The 17453-nt window shown below is 63.9% G+C and carries 29 protein-coding genes and 1 tRNA gene; 25 read left to right on the top strand and 5 right to left on the bottom strand.

Translation table 11 applies throughout. The features are described 5' to 3' along the window. Nucleotides 1–2: 2 nt before the first annotated feature. The 3 genes from PJE01S_RS04850 to PJE01S_RS25015 are packed head-to-tail and all read right to left on the bottom strand — an operon-like array spanning nt 3 to nt 983. Nucleotides 3–320 (bottom strand): hypothetical protein, encoded by a 318-nt coding sequence (locus PJE01S_RS04850; RefSeq protein WP_068832039.1) that lies wholly within the window; start codon nt 318–320, stop codon nt 3–5. Beyond that, a complete protein-coding gene (locus PJE01S_RS04845; RefSeq protein ID WP_068832038.1) occupies nt 317–697 on the bottom strand; it encodes a hypothetical protein in 381 nt (126 codons plus the stop codon). Before PJE01S_RS04845 ends, PJE01S_RS04850 begins: the two co-directional genes overlap by 4 nt. A 1-nt stretch (nt 698) precedes the next feature. Continuing rightward, nucleotides 699–983, bottom strand: a complete 285-nt coding sequence (locus PJE01S_RS25015) for a hypothetical protein (RefSeq protein ID WP_157090232.1) — start codon at nt 981–983, stop codon at nt 699–701. Here PJE01S_RS25015 and PJE01S_RS04840 point away from each other — a divergent pair. Then, on the top strand, nt 982–1212 hold the full coding sequence (locus PJE01S_RS04840; RefSeq protein WP_068832037.1) for a hypothetical protein: 231 nt from the start codon (nt 982–984) through the stop codon (nt 1210–1212). The genes PJE01S_RS25015 and PJE01S_RS04840 overlap by 2 nt on opposite strands. A gap of 361 nt (nt 1213–1573) precedes the next feature. Here PJE01S_RS04840 and PJE01S_RS25010 read toward each other — a convergent pair whose 3' ends face one another. Next, a complete protein-coding gene (locus tag PJE01S_RS25010) occupies nt 1574–1732 on the bottom strand; it encodes a hypothetical protein (RefSeq protein WP_157090231.1) in 159 nt (52 codons plus the stop codon). 378 nt (nt 1733–2110) lie between these two features. Between PJE01S_RS25010 and PJE01S_RS25005 the strand changes: the two genes are divergently transcribed. From PJE01S_RS25005 to PJE01S_RS04725, 23 genes are all read left to right on the top strand, one after another. Beyond that, entirely contained in the window at nt 2111–2680 is a 570-nt protein-coding gene (locus PJE01S_RS25005; RefSeq protein ID WP_157090230.1) for a helix-turn-helix domain-containing protein, read from the top strand. A gap of 38 nt (nt 2681–2718) precedes the next feature. Further along, nucleotides 2719–2898: a hypothetical protein gene (locus PJE01S_RS04830; RefSeq protein WP_068832036.1), complete on the top strand. Its 180-nt coding sequence runs from the start codon at nt 2719–2721 to the stop codon at nt 2896–2898. Then, a complete protein-coding gene (locus PJE01S_RS04825) occupies nt 2895–3383 on the top strand; it encodes a hypothetical protein (RefSeq protein ID WP_068832035.1) in 489 nt (162 codons plus the stop codon). Before PJE01S_RS04830 ends, PJE01S_RS04825 begins: the two co-directional genes overlap by 4 nt. 164 nt (nt 3384–3547) lie before the next feature. Further along, nucleotides 3548–4114, top strand: a complete 567-nt coding sequence (locus tag PJE01S_RS04820; protein WP_068832034.1) for an Lcl C-terminal domain-containing protein — start codon at nt 3548–3550, stop codon at nt 4112–4114. Further along, nucleotides 4111–4512 (top strand): hypothetical protein, encoded by a 402-nt coding sequence (locus tag PJE01S_RS04815; protein ID WP_068832033.1) that lies wholly within the window; start codon nt 4111–4113, stop codon nt 4510–4512. The genes PJE01S_RS04820 and PJE01S_RS04815 overlap by 4 nt, the downstream gene beginning before the upstream one ends. Continuing rightward, the gene (locus PJE01S_RS04810) at nt 4509–4790 is read left to right on the top strand and encodes a hypothetical protein (RefSeq protein WP_068832032.1); all 282 of its coding nucleotides are present in this window, start codon (nt 4509–4511) and stop codon (nt 4788–4790) included. Before PJE01S_RS04815 ends, PJE01S_RS04810 begins: the two co-directional genes overlap by 4 nt. Then, on the top strand, nt 4787–5224 hold the full coding sequence (locus PJE01S_RS04805; RefSeq protein WP_068832031.1) for a hypothetical protein: 438 nt from the start codon (nt 4787–4789) through the stop codon (nt 5222–5224). The genes PJE01S_RS04810 and PJE01S_RS04805 overlap by 4 nt, the downstream gene beginning before the upstream one ends. A gap of 1 nt (nt 5225) precedes the next feature. After that, the gene (locus tag PJE01S_RS04800) at nt 5226–5579 is read left to right on the top strand and encodes a hypothetical protein (protein ID WP_068832030.1); all 354 of its coding nucleotides are present in this window, start codon (nt 5226–5228) and stop codon (nt 5577–5579) included. A 2-nt stretch (nt 5580–5581) separates the two neighbouring features. Beyond that, nucleotides 5582–5806, top strand: coding sequence for a hypothetical protein (locus PJE01S_RS04795; protein ID WP_068832029.1), 225 nt, complete (start codon nt 5582–5584; stop codon nt 5804–5806). Nucleotides 5807–5836: 30 nt separating this feature from the next. Beyond that, nucleotides 5837–6208 (top strand): YfdP family phage-associated protein, encoded by a 372-nt coding sequence (locus PJE01S_RS04790; protein WP_068832028.1) that lies wholly within the window; start codon nt 5837–5839, stop codon nt 6206–6208. 3 nt (nt 6209–6211) lie between these two features. Next, nucleotides 6212–7042, top strand: a complete 831-nt coding sequence (locus PJE01S_RS04785) for a DUF2303 family protein (RefSeq protein ID WP_068832027.1) — start codon at nt 6212–6214, stop codon at nt 7040–7042. Nucleotides 7043–7126: 84 nt separating this feature from the next. Next, the gene (locus tag PJE01S_RS04780; RefSeq protein WP_068832026.1) at nt 7127–7834 is read left to right on the top strand and encodes a deoxynucleotide monophosphate kinase family protein; all 708 of its coding nucleotides are present in this window, start codon (nt 7127–7129) and stop codon (nt 7832–7834) included. Continuing rightward, the gene (locus PJE01S_RS04775) at nt 7831–8307 is read left to right on the top strand and encodes a hypothetical protein (RefSeq protein WP_068832025.1); all 477 of its coding nucleotides are present in this window, start codon (nt 7831–7833) and stop codon (nt 8305–8307) included. The genes PJE01S_RS04780 and PJE01S_RS04775 overlap by 4 nt, the downstream gene beginning before the upstream one ends. Next, nucleotides 8304–8942, top strand: a complete 639-nt coding sequence (locus tag PJE01S_RS04770) for an ASCH domain-containing protein (protein ID WP_084389388.1) — start codon at nt 8304–8306, stop codon at nt 8940–8942. The genes PJE01S_RS04775 and PJE01S_RS04770 overlap by 4 nt, the downstream gene beginning before the upstream one ends. Beyond that, nucleotides 8939–10786, top strand: a complete 1848-nt coding sequence (locus PJE01S_RS04765) for a DNA cytosine methyltransferase (RefSeq protein WP_068832023.1) — start codon at nt 8939–8941, stop codon at nt 10784–10786. The genes PJE01S_RS04770 and PJE01S_RS04765 overlap by 4 nt, the downstream gene beginning before the upstream one ends. Next, on the top strand, nt 10783–10974 hold the full coding sequence (locus tag PJE01S_RS04760; protein ID WP_068832022.1) for a hypothetical protein: 192 nt from the start codon (nt 10783–10785) through the stop codon (nt 10972–10974). Before PJE01S_RS04765 ends, PJE01S_RS04760 begins: the two co-directional genes overlap by 4 nt. Further along, a complete protein-coding gene (locus PJE01S_RS04755; protein WP_068832021.1) occupies nt 10971–11450 on the top strand; it encodes a hypothetical protein in 480 nt (159 codons plus the stop codon). The genes PJE01S_RS04760 and PJE01S_RS04755 overlap by 4 nt, the downstream gene beginning before the upstream one ends. 26 nt (nt 11451–11476) lie before the next feature. Next, nucleotides 11477–12073 carry an Lcl C-terminal domain-containing protein gene (locus PJE01S_RS04750; RefSeq protein WP_068832020.1) on the top strand — a complete coding sequence of 199 codons (597 nt, stop codon included), beginning with the start codon at nt 11477–11479 and terminating at the stop codon, nt 12071–12073. Between the two features lie 67 nt (nt 12074–12140). After that, nucleotides 12141–12656, top strand: a complete 516-nt coding sequence (locus PJE01S_RS04745) for an Lcl domain-containing protein (RefSeq protein WP_084389387.1) — start codon at nt 12141–12143, stop codon at nt 12654–12656. A gap of 54 nt (nt 12657–12710) precedes the next feature. Continuing rightward, on the top strand, nt 12711–13085 hold the full coding sequence (locus PJE01S_RS04740; RefSeq protein WP_068832018.1) for a four helix bundle protein: 375 nt from the start codon (nt 12711–12713) through the stop codon (nt 13083–13085). 310 nt (nt 13086–13395) lie between these two features. Beyond that, nucleotides 13396–14478: a phosphoadenosine phosphosulfate reductase domain-containing protein gene (locus tag PJE01S_RS04735; protein ID WP_068832017.1), complete on the top strand. Its 1083-nt coding sequence runs from the start codon at nt 13396–13398 to the stop codon at nt 14476–14478. Beyond that, entirely contained in the window at nt 14475–15608 is a 1134-nt protein-coding gene (locus PJE01S_RS04730; RefSeq protein ID WP_245660615.1) for an RNA-directed DNA polymerase, read from the top strand. Before PJE01S_RS04735 ends, PJE01S_RS04730 begins: the two co-directional genes overlap by 4 nt. Further along, nucleotides 15605–15862: a helix-turn-helix transcriptional regulator gene (locus PJE01S_RS04725; RefSeq protein ID WP_068832016.1), complete on the top strand. Its 258-nt coding sequence runs from the start codon at nt 15605–15607 to the stop codon at nt 15860–15862. Before PJE01S_RS04730 ends, PJE01S_RS04725 begins: the two co-directional genes overlap by 4 nt. Here the strand turns inward: PJE01S_RS04725 and PJE01S_RS04720 are convergent. Continuing rightward, nucleotides 15835–17145, bottom strand: a complete 1311-nt coding sequence (locus PJE01S_RS04720) for a tyrosine-type recombinase/integrase (RefSeq protein ID WP_068832015.1) — start codon at nt 17143–17145, stop codon at nt 15835–15837. The two genes, PJE01S_RS04725 and PJE01S_RS04720, sit on opposite strands and share 28 nt — an antisense overlap. A 226-nt stretch (nt 17146–17371) precedes the next feature. On the opposite strand from PJE01S_RS04720, the gene PJE01S_RS04715 reads away from it, so the two are divergent. Continuing rightward, a tRNA-Gly gene (locus PJE01S_RS04715) sits at nt 17372–17445 on the top strand. Nucleotides 17446–17453 lie beyond the last annotated feature (8 nt).

The raw sequence follows: 17453 nt of genomic DNA, 5'->3' as shown, positions 1-17453 counted from the left end.
CCTCAACTCTTTGTCAGCGCGGCACTCCAGACAGTCGCCAGCGCACAACACTGGGTCAGGCCACGCGGCATCGCCTCGGGCGCATCCGTAGGCGCATATTCAGCAACCGGCTTGCAGCTGTGCATCACCCAGCGCCGCCTCACGATCACCAGGTCGCCACTGCGCACCATGTTCTTGACCGTATTCATCGCCGCCACGCGGCCAATGCAGGCCCGCGTCGTCAGCTCCTGTAGCGTGGGCGCGCGGGCGGGCAGCGCCAGATCACGCGCCGCCTGCAGCAGCGCCTGGCGCACCTCGCCCACCGAGCCAGGCGGCCTCATGCCACACCACCAGCGAAGCGCGTCTCAAGTCGGCTCGCAATTCCCTGCAGCGCCTTAGTGGCCGCGATGTAGTCACGCATCAGCGCCGCCTGCTCGTCCTGCGGCTCCAGCGGACGACAGTCTTCATAGCCCAGGTCACGCAACAGGTAGTTCATGGCCGCGTGGCAGCCTGCGTTGCGCCCCAGCTTCAGCAGCATCCGCAGACGGTCAGGGTCCAGCCGCTCGGCACGCGTCTCGTTCAGGCAGTCCAGCAGCAGGCGATGCGCTGCATCAGGCGTTTTCTCGGGCCACAACTTGGCCGCCACCTGCTTGGGGCCGCTACAGGCCGCAACAACCTCGCGCAAGGCGTCATTCAAAGACTCATGGAAAAGCTGCATGTCATACCCCGTTTTGAGCCGTTACGAAAAATTCGGAACGCTTCGTAATGCTTTTATTGGTCAAAAAAAAGAGACTCATGGCATGAGTCACCACAACAGAAAAAGAAAACCCCACGCCGCCCCAGCGCACCCAAACCCGGGCACTTGCCTGCGCCCGGGACGGGAGACCAACGGAGGAGATAAAGCGGGCACGCCAGACGTGATGGCGGCGCGGGAAAAGGCGGGCGGCCCGCGTTGCTATGCTGTTGGTTCCTACACCTTCAACTTTCACAACGGGGCCACTCATGGAAACGATATTCAAAGACCTGTCGCCAGATGTCCTGCAGGCCAGGGTATTAATACTGGAGGCCAGTCTTGCCATGATGGTCAGGCTTGCCATGCAACCAGAGATGCAGCAAGCCATGCTGTACTTTGTCCAAGAATCGGAAGACAACATGTTCAATCTCGGCGTTCCGGAGGACGCGCTGCCGTTAGCGAAACAGATTGCTCAGGCACTAGCACCTTCGCCCGAATAAGAAGCCTGCTCCATTCAGCTGCGTTCTTGTCTAGCGCGCTCTTTATTATTTTTCGCACGCTTTCGGCGTCATGCTTTTTTGTTTCATGGCGAGCGCGCTCCAACAACAACGCCAACTCAGCCGCACAACCGCATAGTGGCGTCGGTCCACCAGGCCGAGGTATGGCGGGTATGGCCGCCGGCGGGCCACCGAATCCAGCGTCATTCAAGGCGTCCCACATTGCGGTCAGCGTTTTTTTGAACCGCTTGCTACGCGCCCTGGTCTTGTTGCGCGCCAGCCCGGAATCCGGATTGAGCGACACGCGCCGCCCGCTGTTGGCTTTTTTGGGAAAGTCGGATTTCCGCATTTCAGTTCCTCGCGCTCATTCGCCCGACCCCGCCAGGCTGTCCGGATCATCGGGGTTAGCGGGCGAGGCGTCTGCCGTACCTGCTGGCGGCGCAAAGCCATACCACGATGGATCGACGTCAAAGACCTCCGTGATTTCCAGGCCCGGTTCTTTGTGGCTGGTGTGTTTACGCATGACAGGACAACCCCCTTGCGTCCTCTGCCTGGGGCGCAGCTGCTATTGGATTGATAGCTATCGGGGCACGCACATCAAGGGCTTCTGGCTGTTTTTGCTCAGGCGCTTGGGCGCCGGCCAGTTCGGGCCTGGAGTTTCGCAAGTAGGCCCAGTCAACATCGGGGCGCAACGCCTCGCATGGCACAGCGCCATGCGACTCCCGCTCGATGTTGATGCAAAGGCTTTCCCCCAGGCGCTGCCCGATCGAGCACGCCTTGCGCAGATAACCGACGCTGGTGCCGCAGCGCAACGCAAATGACTCACGCTCATCTGGCGACAGGCCGCTCAGGTATTTCAAAAGGACATCCATACCAAGACTTTACCCACAGGTATACGTGCATGTCAATACCCGTGGGTCATTTACCTATTGGTACTTCATATGGAAAATCTGTCTCAATGGAAACGACGGACCCCGAACACTGGCGCTTACGGCTGGCTGAACTGATTCGGCATTTGGGCCTTAAACAAAAGGCATTCTCAGAAAAGACGGGAATCGACCCAAGCTACCTTTCTCGGCTGCTCTACGAGCCCGGCAAAAAAGGTCGGAAAAATCTGGGTTTTGACACCATGTTGGCCGTCCGCCAAACATACGAACTGTCGCCAGGCTGGTTTGAGCTACCAATTGGCGCAGAGCTTCCAAATCGGAATTTACCCACCGAAACACCAGACCGTGAGCGCACATGGGACCCGGGCCCAACAGCGACCAGTCACGAAGCTAACGAACACCAACAACCCCCAGACGAAAAGTGGGCGACCCTGCAAGAAGCCGCCGCATTGCTAACCAAGATGACACCCGAGGGGCGAAAAAATTCAATAGACTATCTGCGCTACATGCTTATCCAGCATCCCGCAAATCCCCCCTCTACGGGCGGGGAACGTGATTCCATTCCCCACCAGAAAGCAGCGTGAGTCATCATGTTCAAAACAACCGCAATAAAGGACAGCAAATGGAAGCAACGACAGGGCTGATGTTGATCGTATGGCTACTGGGCTTGGTGCTCGTTGTAGCCTGGATCATTCTTCCGTTCGCCCTGATCGGCACTAAGCCGTTATTGCGTGAGCTGCTGGCACAGGCCAAGGAAACGAATGCGCGACTTAAGGCGGCACAGGAAGGGCGGAAACCATGAAAAAACTCGTCCTCTTTCTTGCCACTCTTCTAGCTTGTGCGAGCGCATCGGCCGACTGGCAATACGATGATAGACCTGACAAGATGAGCGGGAAAAAAGCCAGCTCCGCCATGTTGGAGAGCAACAACTCACTCGACCTGTCGTTTCCCTATCAAGGCAAAAACTTCGGAAACATACAGGTGCGTCAGCACCCTTCTTACGGGCTCGACGTCATTGTTTTTGTGGACAAAGGCCAAATTCTTTGTCCCTCCTACTCTGGCTGCAGCGTAGCCGTGAGGTTCGATGACAAGCCCGCCGTCAAGTTCAGCGCCACCCCATCGGCCGACCACGACTCAAAAGTGATTTTCTTGAAAAACGCAGCCCGGTTCATTGAGTCAGCAAAGAAGGCCAAGTCAATCCTGGTCCAACTCACCATGTATCAAGCCGGCTCTCCAGTGCTGGAGTTCCACAGCGCCAAGCCGCTGGAGTGGATGCCTCGCAAATGAGCAACGCACGCCCAGCAATCCAGAAATAAAGTTCACACACTTCACCAGCCCGCCTCGAGTGGGCTTTTTAATGCCTGTCTTGCAAAAATATTTACCTATAGGTATTGACAATTAAATATACCCAAGGGTAAAGTTCAACCACGTTCACAAAAACGGAGGTTGAAATGCAAGCACTTTCCCAGACCCCAGCCAGCGCCACCGCCGGCACCACCCCACCCGCCCCCGGCCAATACTGGCCCGGCCAGGGCGGCGTCTACGTCGGCATCTGCCGCGGCGAAGACGGCCAGCCGCCCCGTCACATCGTCGTCGCGACGGCACCCGAAGCCAGCTTCACGGGCGCCTGGGGCGAGTACGGCAAAGACGTGCCCGGCGCCAAACACCGCTTTGAAGGCCGCACCAACACCGTTGCGATGGCCGCCGCCGGCAGCGAGATCGCCCAGCGCGTGCTGGCGCTGCAGATCGACGGGCACCAGGACTTCCACATCGGTAGCCAGGCCGAAATGGCCCTGGCCAGCGCCAACGCCCCCGAATTGTTTGAGCCGGGCTATCACTGGTCCAGCACGCAGGTCTCGCGCAACGGCGCCTTCGTCCAGGGCTTCGAGTTCGGCAGCAGCTTCTGGGACGGCAAGGACGGCGAGCACAGGGTTCGTGCTTTCCGCGGATTACCCCTTGAATCCTTGAACACTTTGGCCGAAGGCCCCGACGCAATTTTTTCGGAAGGCGCGGTATGAGCGCGCCCTCAACAACCCCAGCCAGCGCCCAGCTGGCCACCGCCCTGGTGTCGCCCGAGGTCGCCAAGCTGCTGCACAAGCTGCAGGGGCAGATCATCAAGGAAGCGACGGCCGCACTCGCGCCCGCGGAATTCACGCTGCCCGCCGCGCCGGTGTACACGCGCCACACCTACAGCGACCGCCACACCCATCGCCGAATTGAAAGCAGCGATGCGGCAGGCAACTCCATCGCCCTGCAGACCCACCACCTTGCCAAGCCGGAGCTGCCATGGATCAGGCCGGGCCTCTGGTACGGCGACGAGACGCGCACGGACGCGCAGGGCCGCTGCTGGACGCGCACCCTTGACAGCAACTACGTGATGGATGATTTCGGCACGCTGGTCGAGGTGCCCGCATGAGCACCGCCTCCCGCTGGGCCCTCGCCCTCATCATCGCCCTGGCCCTGGGCCTGTCGTGGCAGCTTGACGGCCCCAATGACATCGAGGCCGCGCAAGACCAGTCCGACGCCCTGACCGAGCTGCAAGCCGCCGCGCCAGGCAGCGCCCGCCAGCAGGCCGCCGCGCAGCGCCTGTGCCGCGAAGAGCGCGGCCCCAACAGCGAAGCCCGGTTTCTACCCGAAGGCCACCTGGTCTGCACCATGCGGCGCGGCCTGGTCACGGCGCAGGCACAGCCATGAGCGACACGACATTCGCCATCGCCAGTGCATTGGCCATGTTTGCCCTGCTGGGCGTCATTTACGTGGTCCACCACTGGCGCGAGGCAAGGCGCAACCCGTCCCACCTCACCGCCGATCCCCGCGCCATGGACCGCCAGGTCCGGCAGCTGCAGGCGCAAGTTCCAAGCGCCGAACGCCGCCGTGTGCGCGCCGGCCAGCCACCCGCGCCGCAGCCATTGCCACCCACAGCCACCGCCGCCATACGCGCCGCAGCCGTGGCAGCGGCCTTGCGCGACGCAGGCACGCCCCTGCGCACGCCCAACCCGCACGAACCCGGCACCTGGGCGGCCAGCGTGTGGGGCGCCAACTACCACCGCGTGCGCGTCGACCACCTGGTAGCCAACCGGCTGGCCTCGCAAAGCCGGCACGCGGCCAGCACAGACGCACAGGCCTGAGATGACCACGCCAACCAGCCTCAAGGTCACCGCCTTCCTGCGCATGCGGGCGTCCGGCTGCGCGGCACCGGACGGCCGGCGCGGCATGGTGCTGGCGCTGCGCGACACGGGTGGGCTATTCCCCAACGGCATCACGGCCCAGTGGCTGGGCCCGGAGGCGGTGGACTTCCTGGACCACCACCAGGCCGAGCTGGTGCCGGGACGCTGCCTGGAGCTGGAGGTTTACCACCTGCGCCCGGTCAATGCCGAGCTGCGCGCCCGCGTCAAGAGCTGCCAGCTGGCCCCCCTGCCCCCCAGCTGGATCAAGCACGCCGAAAAGGCCGGCCACCCCATCACCACCACGGAGCACCACTGAGCATGCCCACCATCACCATTGTTTTGCAAGACCTGCCCAAGGGCCGCGGCGTGACGGTGCTGACCGACGCCGGCGCGCCCTGCGTGGGCCAGCCACGCAGCCCGGCCGACTCGCTGGCCATGGACCTGCTGCGCACCTGCAAGGCCCAGGCCAGCAGCGTGCAGTACGGCAGCGCCTCGGCAACGCTGGCGGGCGAGCTGGCGCAGGCCCGTGCGCTCGCGAATTAACCATTTCTTCAACCACCCCCAAGGGACCCTATGAAGTCTTTCAACATCCTGCTGGCCGAGCTCAATGAGGGCAGCGCCCATGCTGCCCTCACCAGCGACCTGGCCGAGCTGCTGCGCACCGTGCAAAACACCGGCCGCGGCGGCTCGCTCACGCTCAAGATCAAGGTGGCCCCGGCCACGCGCAACAACCACGGCTCGGTGGACAAGGTGAACATCACCGCCGACCGCAAGCTGGAGCTGCCCAAGCCCGAGCAGCCGAGCGACTTCTTCTACCTCACCGACGAGGGCGAGACCACCCGCAACCACCCGCGCCAGCACTCGCTGGAATTGCGCGAAGTGGCCGCACCCAATGCCAGTTTCAAAACCGACGCCGATGGCGTCATCACCTTCAAGGAAGCGTAAGCCATGGACAGCCTCAAAGAAAATTTCGACCTCGTGCAAACCCTCGCCGCCGCCGCAATGGCATCGGAAAAAGTGGGCAGCAGCCATCAGCTGCTGGTACCGCCCAACTACAGCCACAAGGACATCAGCGAGCTGGTTGAAAAAGCCGCACCGGCACCCTTTCGCAAGCGCGGCACAGTGCAGCTGGGCAACATCGCCAGCCTGCTGGCTTACTGCGCCGACCAGAATGGCGCCGACACCGAGCGCGCCGCCGATTTCGGCTACCTGTTTGCCGACCCCGAAACGCGCAGCATCACCGCCGTCTTCAACGACCACCGCGGCCCCACCCCCGGCTGGCGCGACCACCGCGCCAGCTTCAAGGCCGAGTACACGCCAGAGTTCGACAACTGGTTGCGCCACAACAAGCAGCCCAAGAGCCAGACCGAATTCGCCGAGTTCATCGAAGACAACTTCGCCGACCTGCAGGGCGAAGACGCCACCAACCTGCTGAACGTGGCCACCACCATCCAGGCCACCACGGGCATCAACTTTGCCAGCGCCCGCCGCCTGCAGGACGGCCAGACCCAGCTCACCTACAACGAGGTGATCGACGCCAAGGCCGGCGCCGATGGCGCGCTGAAGATCCCGCAGACCTTCGCCCTGGGCCTGCGCATTTTCAAGAACGGCGGCGGCTACAAGCTCACCGCCCGCCTCAAGTACCGGCTGGCCGGCGGCGGCGTCAAGTTCTGGTACGAGCTGGAGCGCCCCGAGCGCGCCGTGGAAGACGCCTTCCAGGGCTACATCGATGAGCTCACCGAGAAGAGCGGCTACACGGTGCTGATCGGCAAGCCCTAAGGCGCCGCATCAAAGTAAAAAGCGCCCGAAGTCTAACCACTACGGGCGCAATCAGCTACTAATTCAATAGCAAAACCCACCACCATGAGCAAGCTCCAAACCATCATCGGCCTCAGCGGCCCAGCCGGCAGCGGCAAAGACACCGTGGCCGACCTGCTCGTCACGCATGGCGGCTTCGTCAAGCTGGCCTTTGCCGATCCACTCAAGAACGAGATCGCCGACGCCTTTGCCATCGACCTGCTGTACCTGAGCCGGCGCGAGACCAAGGAACACGCCATGAGCTGCCTGGCGTTGCGCCGCTGCCTGCACGATGGCTTCACGGCCCGCATGCTGATGGCGCACGCCCTGCAGGGCCAGACGCTGGACCTGGACGCGCCGCGCAGCCCGCGCCAGATCATGCAATGGTGGGGCACCGAATACCGCCGCAACCAGGCGCCGGACTACTGGATCCACCAGACCAGCGCCCGCATCAGCTACCTGCTGCGCCAGCGCCTGGCCAGTCGCATCGTCGTCACCGACTGCCGCTTCGACAACGAGGCCGATCTGGTGCGCCACACTTTCGGCGGCCTGCTCTGGCAGGTCAAACGCGCCGGCGTGGCCGTAGCCCAGGGCAGCCATGTATCAGAGACCACCGGCGAGGCCTTCAAGCCCGACGCCACGCTCAACAACGACCACGACATCCGCCACCTGCAGCAGCTGGTGCTGGGCGAGTTCTGGGCGCACGAGGCCGGGCTGGACGCGGGCAGCCTGCGGGTCGAGATTGGCACACCAGCCGAGCGGGCCGCAGCATGAGCGCCCCCATCGAGCTGCGCGCCCCCAGCATCGGCGAAACCCCGCCCAGCCAGGCCGAGCGCGAATTTGCTGCCACCGCTGGCGTGTTCGACGACTGCCTGCTGCTGACCGACCTGCCCCTGCGCGCCCAGCGACTGCTGCGCCTGGTGGGCGAGCAGCGCAGCATCGGGCACGCCACCCTGGCCGCGCGCGCCGACCACTGCGCCACCATCCAGCCGGCCATGGAGGCACTGCTCGCGGCCGGACTGGTGGGCCACACCAACAAGCTGCGGCGCGCCTACAGGATCACCGAGGCCGGCGCCGCCCTGCTCCAGGCCGCCGCCGAAGCACCCCAGCCCGCGGCGCCGCGCACCTTCACGCGCACCGGCTATTACGAGGGCCAGGAATTGCGCCACAACTGCACCCGGCCCGGCGCCTACGTGGCCATGCAACTGCCCAGCCTGGGCGCGTGCGGCGGCGGGAGGGCGGCATGAAAGAGCGCCCCATCCTTTTCAGCGCACCGATGGTGCGCGCCCTGCTCGATGGCAGCAAGACGCAGACGCGGCGGGTGTGCAAACCGGCCGCCGCACTCTCGGCGGTTGTGGCCGTGCAAGACCCGAATGAGCGTGGCCAGTGCCCGCCCTGCTACACGCCCGGTTGGTTCGGGGATGAGGATGGCGAGGTGCAGTTCTACAGCCCGTATGGCGCGCCCGGCGACCGGCTGTGGGTGCGCGAGAACTTCAGGCCAATCTACCCGCAAGACCCGACTTATAACGCCGGTCAGCCCATCGAATACGACTACGCAGCCACCTACCAACACGGTGACCGCCTGGGCGACTTGTTGGGCGTCAAGCCGAAATGGAAGCCCAGTATCCACATGCCGCGCGTCGCCAGCCGCATCACGCTGGAGATCACCGGCGTGCGTGTCGAGGGCCTGCGGGACATCAGCGAGGCCGACGCACAAGCTGAAGGCGCGGAGCCGAATGACGGATATGCAGGGCCAGCCGCCGACCGCACTCACGGCTGGCGTAGGGCCTACCGGTCGCTGTGGGAGCAAATCAACGGCCCCGGCAGCTGGGCCGCCAACCCATGGGTATGGGCGATTGAATTCAAGAGGGTCGCCGCATGAAGCGCGACCTCTTCACCCTGCCCCTCGCCCTGCCAGGCGAGTTGATCATCGACAACTTCGCCGGCGGTGGCGGCACCTCCACCGGGCTTGAGGCTGCTTTCGGCCGTCCGGTGGACATTGCCATCAACCACAACGCCGAAGCGCTGGCCATGCACGCCGCCAACCACCCGAACACCGTCCACCTGTGCGAGAGCGTCTGGGACGTGGACCCTATCGAAGTCACCAAGAACCAGCCCGTGGGCCTGGTATGGCTCTCGCCCGACTGCAAGCATTTCAGCAAGGCCAAGGGCGGCAAGCCGGTCGAGAAAAAGATTCGCGGCCTAGCCTGGGTGGCGCTGCGCTGGGCAGCCAAGTGCAAACCGCGCGTCATCATGCTGGAGAACGTCGAGGAGTTCAAAACATGGGGGCCACTGCTGATCGACGCCGATGGCAATACGCGCCCCGACCCGACCAAGAAGGGCCAGACCTTCAAAAGCTTCGTCCGCCAGCTTAAGGCACACGGCTATTCGGTCGAGTTCAGCGAACTGCGCGCGTGCGACTATGGCGCTCCCACCATCCGCAAACGCCTGTTCATGGTGGCGCGGCGCGATGGCCTGCCAATCATCATCAAGCCCAAGGCGACGCACGCCGCCCCCGGTAGCAAGGAGGCCAGGACAGGCAAGCTGCAGTCGTGGCGCACCGCCGCCGAGTGCATCGACTGGTCGATACCCTGCCCCAGCATCTTTGAGCGCAAGAAGCCGCTGGCCGACGCCACGCTGCGCCGCATCGCCAAGGGCGTCATGCGCTACGTGGTGGAGTCAGCAGACCCATTTATCGTGGGCGAGTCAGGCCCAGCCGCAGCGCCATTCCTCACGGAGCACGCCAACGCCAGCCACGAGCGAGTCTTTAGCGTGGCCGATCCACTGCGAACTCAATGCGCCCAGGTCAAAGGCGGGCATTTCGCCCTTGTTTCGCCCACCCTGGTGCAGACCGGCTACGGCGAGCGCGAAGGCCAGGCGCCACGAGCCCTCGACATCAGCAAGCCGCTGGGCACAGTGGTGGGCGGCGCGGCCAAGCACGCGCTGGCGGCCGCATTCCTCGCCAAGCACTACACCGGCGTGGTCGGCAGCGACCTGAAGGACAGCATGGGCACCGTCACTGCGGCGGACCATCACAGCCTGGTGAGCGCAGCACTTGTCGGCGTTGGGGCCCGGGCCGGCCAAAGCCGCCCCCGCGGCATCGAGGAGCCTACCGCCACCGTCTGCGCGAAATACGACACCGCGCTGGTGGCCGCCCACCTGGTGCACATGGGCCACGGCGAGCAGTCGGCAAACGGCGCCAAGCGCTGGAGCCATGGCATTCGCGATGTGGCAGAGCCCATCAACACGATCGCCGCGTCCGGCATGCCATGCGGCATCGTTACCAGCAACCTGATCAAGCTGCGCGGCGATAACGTTGGTCAGGCTGTCGACGAGCCGCTGCACACGGTCAGCGCGCAAGGCACTCACCACGCGGAGGTGCGCGCCTTCCTGCTCAGCTATTACGGCACCGACCAAGACCCCAAGATTGACGGACCACTGGCTACCGTCACCAGCCGCGACCGCTTCGGCCTGGTCACCATCAAGGGCCAGGACTACCAGATCGTGGACATCGGGTTGCGCATGCTCACGCCCCGTGAATTGTTCCGGGCCCAGGGCTTTCCGGCCGACTACATCATCGGCGATGACGCCTGCCAGGGCCTGAGCCTGACCAAATCGGCGCAGGTCCGCATGTGCGGCAACAGCGTCTGCCCGCCCGTGGCCGAGGCCCTGGTGCGCGCCAACTTTGCGCACGAAGCGGAAATCTACGGGCGGGCCGCCGCATGAAGCCCATCATCTGCTCCGGCCTGGGCATCGAGCCATGCCCCAAGCGCGACGAGTGCACCCACTACGCGCACTGGACGGTGGATCCCCGCTCCCAGTTCAACGCCTGCAGCGACAGCGGCCAGCTGAAGCACTTCATTTCAACCGGCACGCCAAAGCCAGCCACCCCACAACAGGAGCTGTTCGCATGAGCGGCCGCAAACCCCGCCGCATCCGCTGGGCGCCCAATCCCAAGGCGGCGCTGTCGGTCATCCACCAGCTGCGCCCCTTCGACGAAGAGGAGGCCGCCTCCTTAAGCAATCAGGCGCGCCTGGCCTGGCACCACCTGACCCATGGCACGGGCAGCACCGAGCACTTCGACACGCTGGCGCGCGCCATGAATGCCGCCCTGGTGCTCAGTGAGCCCGTGGGCCAGCCCGCGGTAGATGTCGTGATCCGCGCCCAGCTGACGCTGGTGGCCATGCAGCAGCGCTACCACCGGCAGGGCCGCTTCGGCGCCGATGCCGCCGCCCTGGCCGAGGTGCCGCCGGCGCTGGACCTGCACGACCAGCTGCTCAGCCTGAGCAACCCGCAGCAGCTGGTCCGCGCGCACGCGGAGGCGCAAGACCGCATCGAGAGCGGCGACGTGCTGGCGCCGGCCTACTCGGCCACCTCTGCCCGCTTGTAATTTTCAACACACCACCCGGAGCCACCATGCAATTGCATATCACCAACGCCACCATCCACCTGAGCCTGCCATCAGACGCGGCCCCACAGGGCCTTGATTTCCCCGCGGTCTTTCGCCAAGCAGCAGAGCCAGCCGCACCGAGCAGCACCCTGCCCCCACCCGCCCACGGCGACTACTGGCCCGGCCAGGGCGGCCGCTACATCTGCACCCTGCCGGAGTTGTTGGGCGTGCCCGCCCGTCACCTGATCGCGAGCGAGCATGAAGTCGAGAGCCTGGAGTTCGGCCCATCACTGGACGTGCCAGGCGCCCGCAGTCAGCTCGATGGCCCAGCCAACACCGCCGCCCTGCTCGCCACCGGCCAGGACCACCCAGCCGCCAAATGGGCAGACGCCTACACGGCCGACGGCCACACCGACTTTTACCTGCCAAGCCGCCTGGACCTGGTGATGGCGCACATCTGCGCACCGCAGCTTTTCCAGAAAAGCGGCTGGTATTGGAGCAGCACGCAGACCTCGCGCGACGGCGCCTTCGTCCAGGACTTCGAGGGCGGCTACAGCTACTGGGACCTCAAGGACAACGAGCACAGGGTTCGTGCTTTCCGCTGGGTTCACTTGAGCGCTTGACCCCTTGAACACTTCACCGGCGCTGGCGCCGGTCCACGATTTTTTTAACCACCCCGAGGAGCTACCCATGAAAGTACACCCCATCACCCTGCCGGCATTCGGCGCCGTCATCGCTGGCCAAGGCGGCATGCTGGCCGCGATCCTGCGCGGCCCCACCGTCGACGGCATCGAGCAGCCGCCCTTTGCGCTGCTGGTGTCTGACGCGGCCGTCGGCGAATTCGAAGACATCGCCTGGGGCGAGTACGGCAAAGACGTGCCAGGCACCAGCAGCCGCACCGATGGCAAGGCCAACACCGAAGCCATGGCACTGGCCAGCTGCCCTGCAGCCCTGAAGGTGCGCGAGCTCACCATCGACGGTCACAACGACTGGTACCTGCCCAGCCTGGGCGAGCTCAACTCGGCCGCTGCCAACGTGCCCGAGCTTTTCAGCAAAGACGACTGGTATTGGACCAGCACGCAGGACTCGCGCGACGACGCCTTCGTCCAGGACTTCGAGGACGGCAGCAGCGGCTGGGACGGCAAGGGCGGCGAGCACAGGGTTCGTGCTTTCCGCGCGATTCCACTTGACGCCTTGAACACTTAACCCCTTTTTGTCCACCCACCGGCGCAAGCCGGTTCGCGAATTTTTTTTTCGACCATGGCCCTTTACTCCGAACTTCCCATTTACAAACACGGCTGCGACCTGCTGTCGCTGGCGCTTGACGTGCAAACCCAGATGCCGCGCATTTTCAAGCGCAGCCTGGGCGAGAAGATCCACGGCCTGTGCGTGGAAATGCTGGAAGCCATGGCCATGGCAAATGCTTCGCGCGGCGACGGCAGGGTGCAGCAGCTCGACCTGCTGTTGCAGCACCTGCGCGCCACCACGGCGATGCTGCGCGTCAGCCACGACAAGCGGCTGATCTCCCCAAAGTTGTGGGGCCAGTCGGTCGAGCTGCTCGACACCGTCGGTTCCATGGCCGGCGGCTGGCGCAAACAGACCATCGCCACCCTTTCCGCAGCGCCTGCTGCATGACGGTCAAGGCCATCATGCCCGTGCGTTTATTGAATCCGGTCGAGCCGCTGGGCCCACAGCCCACCGCCATGCGCACCACGGATACCGGCGAGCCCGAACAGCTCGCGCTATGGTCCGGCGCAGTTACCGGGCTGATCGGTGCAAACCTTCGGCCCGGCGACGTAGATAGCTCGGCAACACGCAGAACTCGCGCAACAACGCCTTCGTCCAGGACTTCGAGAACGGCAACAGCAACTGGAACAACAAGGACAACGAGCACAGGGTTCGTGCTTTCCGCGGATTCAATCGCCCTCCGAGCGGGGGCACCTATATGACAGTAAAACACGTCGTTTCGGTCAGCGGCGGCAAGGACAGCCTCGCAACGCTGCTGATCGCCATCATGCGCTTTGGCGTGGCCAACATCATCGCCATCTTCTGCGACACCGGCAACGAGCACGAGCTGACCTATGAGTATCTCGGATACCTTGAACGCCGGCTGGGCCTCAAGATCACCCGCCTGCGCGCCAGCTTCATCGACGAGATTGCAGGCAAGCGCAAGTTTGTGGCCAACGACCAACGCACCCGCCGCCAGTACGACACCAAGCCTGTGTTTGAGGCTGACGGAGTGACGCCAGTGCCAAAGCGTGACGGACGCGGTGCAGTCGTGCTCGACAAAAAAGGTAGGACAGTTCAGAAGACCGTCAAGGTCGGCGGAGGTCGCAAGGTGCGCTGGACCAACAAGGCCAAGCGCCGGGCGCTGTCAGTGCTGCACCCCACCGGCAACGTTTTCCTCGACCTGTGTCTGTGGAAAGGCCGGTTTCCGAGCCGCAAAGCCCAGTTCTGCACCGAAGAGCTGAAGCGAAACATGGCTGTCGAGTTCCAAATGGAGCTGATGGACCAAGGCCACACCGTAGTCAGCTGGCAGGGCGTGCGCCGCGACGAGTCATTCAATCGCCGCGATGCAAAGAGCTTTGAGCGCGTGGCGCCGCGCCTCTACATTTACCGACCTATCGTGGACTGGACGGCGATGCAAGCCATTGAGTTTGCCACTCTGCATGAGATTCTGGCCAACCCGCTTTATTCCATGGGCTTCGGGCGGGTCGGATGTTTCTGCATCAACCAGAGCAAGGAAGAGCTGCGGCAGTGGGCCGCCCGCTTTCCTGCACATATCGGGCGTATCGGTGATTGGGAGGTGCGTGTGGGCATGGCCAGCAAGCGCGGTTTCAGCACCTTCTTTGCAGACGCGCCGGCCGACATCGCCAAGGTGAGCGACAGGCGAATCATTTTTAATGAGCTGAACGTCTGGACCCGTATCCAGTGGGCGAAAACGACCCGAGGCGGGAAGCAATACAGCCTCCTCAACGACGCGGAAGAGACGAACGCCTGCAGTTCGTCTTACGCGCTATGCGAATGACTTTTGACCTCTTTACCACGGACGAACCAGCTGCGCCAGCCTTCACCATGGCAGATCTGGTGCAAGCCTGGCTGGACTGCCGGCGCAACAAGCGCCAAAGCGCCAGCGCCCAGGCCTTTGAAGCCAACGCTGAGCGCAACCTTTGCGCGCTGCGCGCCGAGCTGCTGAGCCAGACCTACCGGCCCGGCCGCAGCATCTGCTTTGTGGTCACCCACCCCAAGCCGCGCGAGGTGTGGGCGGCCGACTTTCGCGACCGCGTCGTGCACCACCTGCTGTACAACGCCATCGCCCCCCGCTTCATCGCCAGCTTTGATGCCGGCAGCGCCGCCTGCATCCCGGGCCGCGGCACCCTTTACGCCGCCAAGCGCCTGGAGCATGACGTGCGCAGCATCACGCACAACTGGAGCCGGGCCGCCTATTACCTCAAAATGGATCTGGCCAACTTCTTCGTGGCTATCGACAAGCGCGTGCTGCAGGCCCAGCTGCACACCAAGGTAACAGAGCCCTACTGGCGCTGGCTGACTGACACCGTGCTGATGCACGACCCGCGCACCGACTTCGAGCTGCGCGGCGATCCGCGCCTGCTGGCGCGCGTGCCGGCGCACAAACGGCTGATCAATGCCCCCGCCGACACCGGCCTGCCCATCGGCAACCTGAGCAGCCAGTTTTTTGCGAATGTGCATTTGAATGCCTTGGACCAGTTCGCCAGGCACCAGTTGCGCGCCCGGCATTACGGCCGCTACGTGGACGACTTCTACCTGTTGCACGAGTCCACGCAGTGGCTCAACGACGCGCTGGCCAGCATCAACACCTTTGTGCCGCAGCGCCTGGGCGCCCAGCTCAACCCGCGCAAGACCATCCTGCAGCCCGTCGACCGCGGCATTGACTTTGTAGGCCATGTCATCAGGCCATGGCGCCGCACCACGCGCATGCGCACCGTGGCCGCCGCCGTGCGCCGCCTGCAGGAAATGCCCGCCAGGGACGTTTTCAGCGCAGGCAACAGCTATCTGGGCCTGCTGCGCCAGGCCAGCCACAGCCACCACGACCAGGCGCTGCTGATGAACGTGCTGCGCAAGCGCGGCCACAGCTTTAAACCAGATTTGACGAAGATTTTCAGGAAGTCCCCATGAAAGAGCAAAACGCCATCATCCAGCTCAAGCCGCTCTACCTGGCGCGCCAGCAGGCCGCCTCATTTTTGTCGATCTCCGAGAGCATGCTGGACAAGCTCGTGGCACAGGGCGACGCACCGCGCCCGCGGAAGATCAGCAATGGCCGCTCTGGCTGGCTGGTGGAGGAACTGGAGGCCTGGGGCAAGGGCCGCCCGGTATCCGACCTGCTGCCGCCGGCAAACAGCGGTCACGGCCGCGCCGGCAAGCCATCCTGAGCGGGCATCGCAAGGCCCTCCAGGTGCCTCGACAACTCACCCAGCCAGTGCCGGCGCTCCGCGTCGTAGGTGTAGGCGTTATAGATCCCGACGATGTCTTTGGGCAGGTGCCCGATGATGGCCTCGGCGATCTCATCACGGCAACCCAGGGAAGCCAGCAGCGTTCGGCCGGTTCGGCGCAAATCATGCGGCGACCAGCCGGCCACCGGAATCACCAGCCCCTCACTCTCGCGCCGGCTCACCTTCTCCGAATAGGGCTGCAAACTATAAATGTAGGTCGAGAAGTCCTTCTGCTCGTACTGCTCACCCCTGGCATCCTCAAACAGCCAGCCCGACTCTCCGACCGCATCCAACCTGCGCCTCACGATCTCCAGCGCCCGCCCAATCAGCGGCACACGTAAATCAACACCGGCACTGAAGCGGGCATTCTTGGTCTGGCCCTTGGGCACGGTCCACCACCAGCCGTCAGCCTCCTCGGCGACATGCTCGGGGCGCATGCCAAAGATCTCGACGCCGCGCGCGCAGGTCCACAGGTACATCTGCGTGGCATCACTTCCCAGCTCGTGCATGTTTGGCAGCCACCCCAACAGCTCGCCGATCTCGCCCGCACGCAACACCCGGCGCTGCTGGCCCTGGTGCTTCCCACCGACCAGCTTGCCCTTGCTCTTCAGACGCCCCTTCATGACCATGCGCCACCAGTTGGGCACCTCGCCATCGAGCCGGCCAGCATCAAGCGCGTAATCCCAGCCGGCGCCCAGCAGCGAGCGTAGCTTTGCCGCCGCCGTCGGCGTAGCCTTTTTGGAGTCAAGCACCTCGAACGCCACCGAACGCGTGACCGACGCGGCCGGCATCTGCGCAAAGGTCGGCTGCTCGTCCAGCAGCCTCAGCAGCGCCACCTCTCCGGCACGCGCTCCTGCGGCCTTGCGCTGGGCCTTCAAGTGCCCAGTGATGAAGGCTTCAACCAGGAGGCGCACGGTCAAGATTTTGGGCGCCATGACTTCGGAGAGTGCACTTTGCCGCTCGGTCCGGCGCTGAGCGGCGGGGTCCGCGCCCTCACCTCGCTGCTCACGCAGCGCCTGCCACTGCGCAGCTGCCGCCTGCACCGTCACGGCCGGCCACTGGCCGATGGCCACCTGCTTCATCCGCCCATCAGTCGGTGATTTATATCGATAGATCCACGTCTTGCGCGTGGCGGATACCGTCAATCGCAGGCCTGGGCAGCCATCAATCACCATGTGCTGGCCCGGCTTTAACAGCTTGGCCGATCGCGCATCAAAGAACATGCCCCGTATACTCCCGTCTGTAGCCGCTGCAAATCAACATGCAGCGGCAGCGCAGGCCGGCGTAGCTTTCAATAAAAACTACGCCAAAACCTACGCCGAGAGTGTAAGTTGATATGGTTGAATGTGGGTGAATATGGGATTGATCGAAAGGCCAAAACCCATAAAATCCCGATACAATTCAACAACTTAGACGGAAATTCGTTGTAAATCAACGAGTTACGGATAAGCGGGTGTAGTTCAATGGCAGAACGGCAGCTTCCCAAGCTTCATACGAGGGTTCGATTCCCTTCACCCGCTCCAGTTTTTCG

The sequence above is a fragment of the Polaromonas jejuensis NBRC 106434 genome, from assembly GCF_001598235.1.
In the GTDB taxonomy this organism is placed as follows: Bacteria; Pseudomonadota; Gammaproteobacteria; order Burkholderiales; family Burkholderiaceae_C; genus Polaromonas; species Polaromonas jejuensis.
Note: the sequence above shows the minus strand (reverse complement) of the source record. Positions and strands in the feature narration are given on the sequence as shown.

Bases quoted from the DNA above. Each gene is read 5' to 3' on its own strand.
- PJE01S_RS25005 (WP_157090230.1), top strand. From the start codon at position 2,111: ATGTCAATACCCGTGGGTCATTTACCTATTGGTACTTCATATGGAAAA.
- PJE01S_RS04740 (WP_068832018.1), top strand. From the start codon at position 12,711: ATGGCCCTTTACTCCGAACTTCCCATTTACAAACACGGCTGCGACCTG.
- PJE01S_RS04765 (WP_068832023.1), top strand. From the start codon at position 8,939: ATGAAGCGCGACCTCTTCACCCTGCCCCTCGCCCTGCCAGGCGAGTTG.
- PJE01S_RS04785 (WP_068832027.1), top strand. From the start codon at position 6,212: ATGGACAGCCTCAAAGAAAATTTCGACCTCGTGCAAACCCTCGCCGCC.
- PJE01S_RS04770 (WP_084389388.1), top strand. From the start codon at position 8,304: ATGAAAGAGCGCCCCATCCTTTTCAGCGCACCGATGGTGCGCGCCCTG.
- PJE01S_RS04800 (WP_068832030.1), top strand. From the start codon at position 5,226: ATGACCACGCCAACCAGCCTCAAGGTCACCGCCTTCCTGCGCATGCGG.
- PJE01S_RS04820 (WP_068832034.1), top strand. From the start codon at position 3,548: ATGCAAGCACTTTCCCAGACCCCAGCCAGCGCCACCGCCGGCACCACC.
- PJE01S_RS04795 (WP_068832029.1), top strand. From the start codon at position 5,582: ATGCCCACCATCACCATTGTTTTGCAAGACCTGCCCAAGGGCCGCGGC.
- PJE01S_RS04790 (WP_068832028.1), top strand. From the start codon at position 5,837: ATGAAGTCTTTCAACATCCTGCTGGCCGAGCTCAATGAGGGCAGCGCC.
- PJE01S_RS04825 (WP_068832035.1), top strand. From the start codon at position 2,895: ATGAAAAAACTCGTCCTCTTTCTTGCCACTCTTCTAGCTTGTGCGAGC.
- PJE01S_RS04830 (WP_068832036.1), top strand. From the start codon at position 2,719: ATGGAAGCAACGACAGGGCTGATGTTGATCGTATGGCTACTGGGCTTG.
- PJE01S_RS04735 (WP_068832017.1), top strand. From the start codon at position 13,396: ATGACAGTAAAACACGTCGTTTCGGTCAGCGGCGGCAAGGACAGCCTC.
- PJE01S_RS25015 (WP_157090232.1), bottom strand. From the start codon at position 983: ATGAGTGGCCCCGTTGTGAAAGTTGAAGGTGTAGGAACCAACAGCATA.
- PJE01S_RS04780 (WP_068832026.1), top strand. From the start codon at position 7,127: ATGAGCAAGCTCCAAACCATCATCGGCCTCAGCGGCCCAGCCGGCAGC.
- PJE01S_RS04810 (WP_068832032.1), top strand. From the start codon at position 4,509: ATGAGCACCGCCTCCCGCTGGGCCCTCGCCCTCATCATCGCCCTGGCC.
- PJE01S_RS04730 (WP_245660615.1), top strand. From the start codon at position 14,475: ATGACTTTTGACCTCTTTACCACGGACGAACCAGCTGCGCCAGCCTTC.
- PJE01S_RS04755 (WP_068832021.1), top strand. From the start codon at position 10,971: ATGAGCGGCCGCAAACCCCGCCGCATCCGCTGGGCGCCCAATCCCAAG.
- PJE01S_RS04850 (WP_068832039.1), bottom strand. From the start codon at position 320: ATGAGGCCGCCTGGCTCGGTGGGCGAGGTGCGCCAGGCGCTGCTGCAG.
- PJE01S_RS04805 (WP_068832031.1), top strand. From the start codon at position 4,787: ATGAGCGACACGACATTCGCCATCGCCAGTGCATTGGCCATGTTTGCC.
- PJE01S_RS04815 (WP_068832033.1), top strand. From the start codon at position 4,111: ATGAGCGCGCCCTCAACAACCCCAGCCAGCGCCCAGCTGGCCACCGCC.
- PJE01S_RS04745 (WP_084389387.1), top strand. From the start codon at position 12,141: ATGAAAGTACACCCCATCACCCTGCCGGCATTCGGCGCCGTCATCGCT.
- PJE01S_RS04760 (WP_068832022.1), top strand. From the start codon at position 10,783: ATGAAGCCCATCATCTGCTCCGGCCTGGGCATCGAGCCATGCCCCAAG.
- PJE01S_RS04725 (WP_068832016.1), top strand. From the start codon at position 15,605: ATGAAAGAGCAAAACGCCATCATCCAGCTCAAGCCGCTCTACCTGGCG.
- PJE01S_RS04775 (WP_068832025.1), top strand. From the start codon at position 7,831: ATGAGCGCCCCCATCGAGCTGCGCGCCCCCAGCATCGGCGAAACCCCG.
- PJE01S_RS04840 (WP_068832037.1), top strand. From the start codon at position 982: ATGGAAACGATATTCAAAGACCTGTCGCCAGATGTCCTGCAGGCCAGG.
- PJE01S_RS04720 (WP_068832015.1), bottom strand. From the start codon at position 17,145: ATGTTCTTTGATGCGCGATCGGCCAAGCTGTTAAAGCCGGGCCAGCAC.
- PJE01S_RS25010 (WP_157090231.1), bottom strand. From the start codon at position 1,732: ATGCGTAAACACACCAGCCACAAAGAACCGGGCCTGGAAATCACGGAG.
- PJE01S_RS04845 (WP_068832038.1), bottom strand. From the start codon at position 697: ATGCAGCTTTTCCATGAGTCTTTGAATGACGCCTTGCGCGAGGTTGTT.
- PJE01S_RS04750 (WP_068832020.1), top strand. From the start codon at position 11,477: ATGCAATTGCATATCACCAACGCCACCATCCACCTGAGCCTGCCATCA.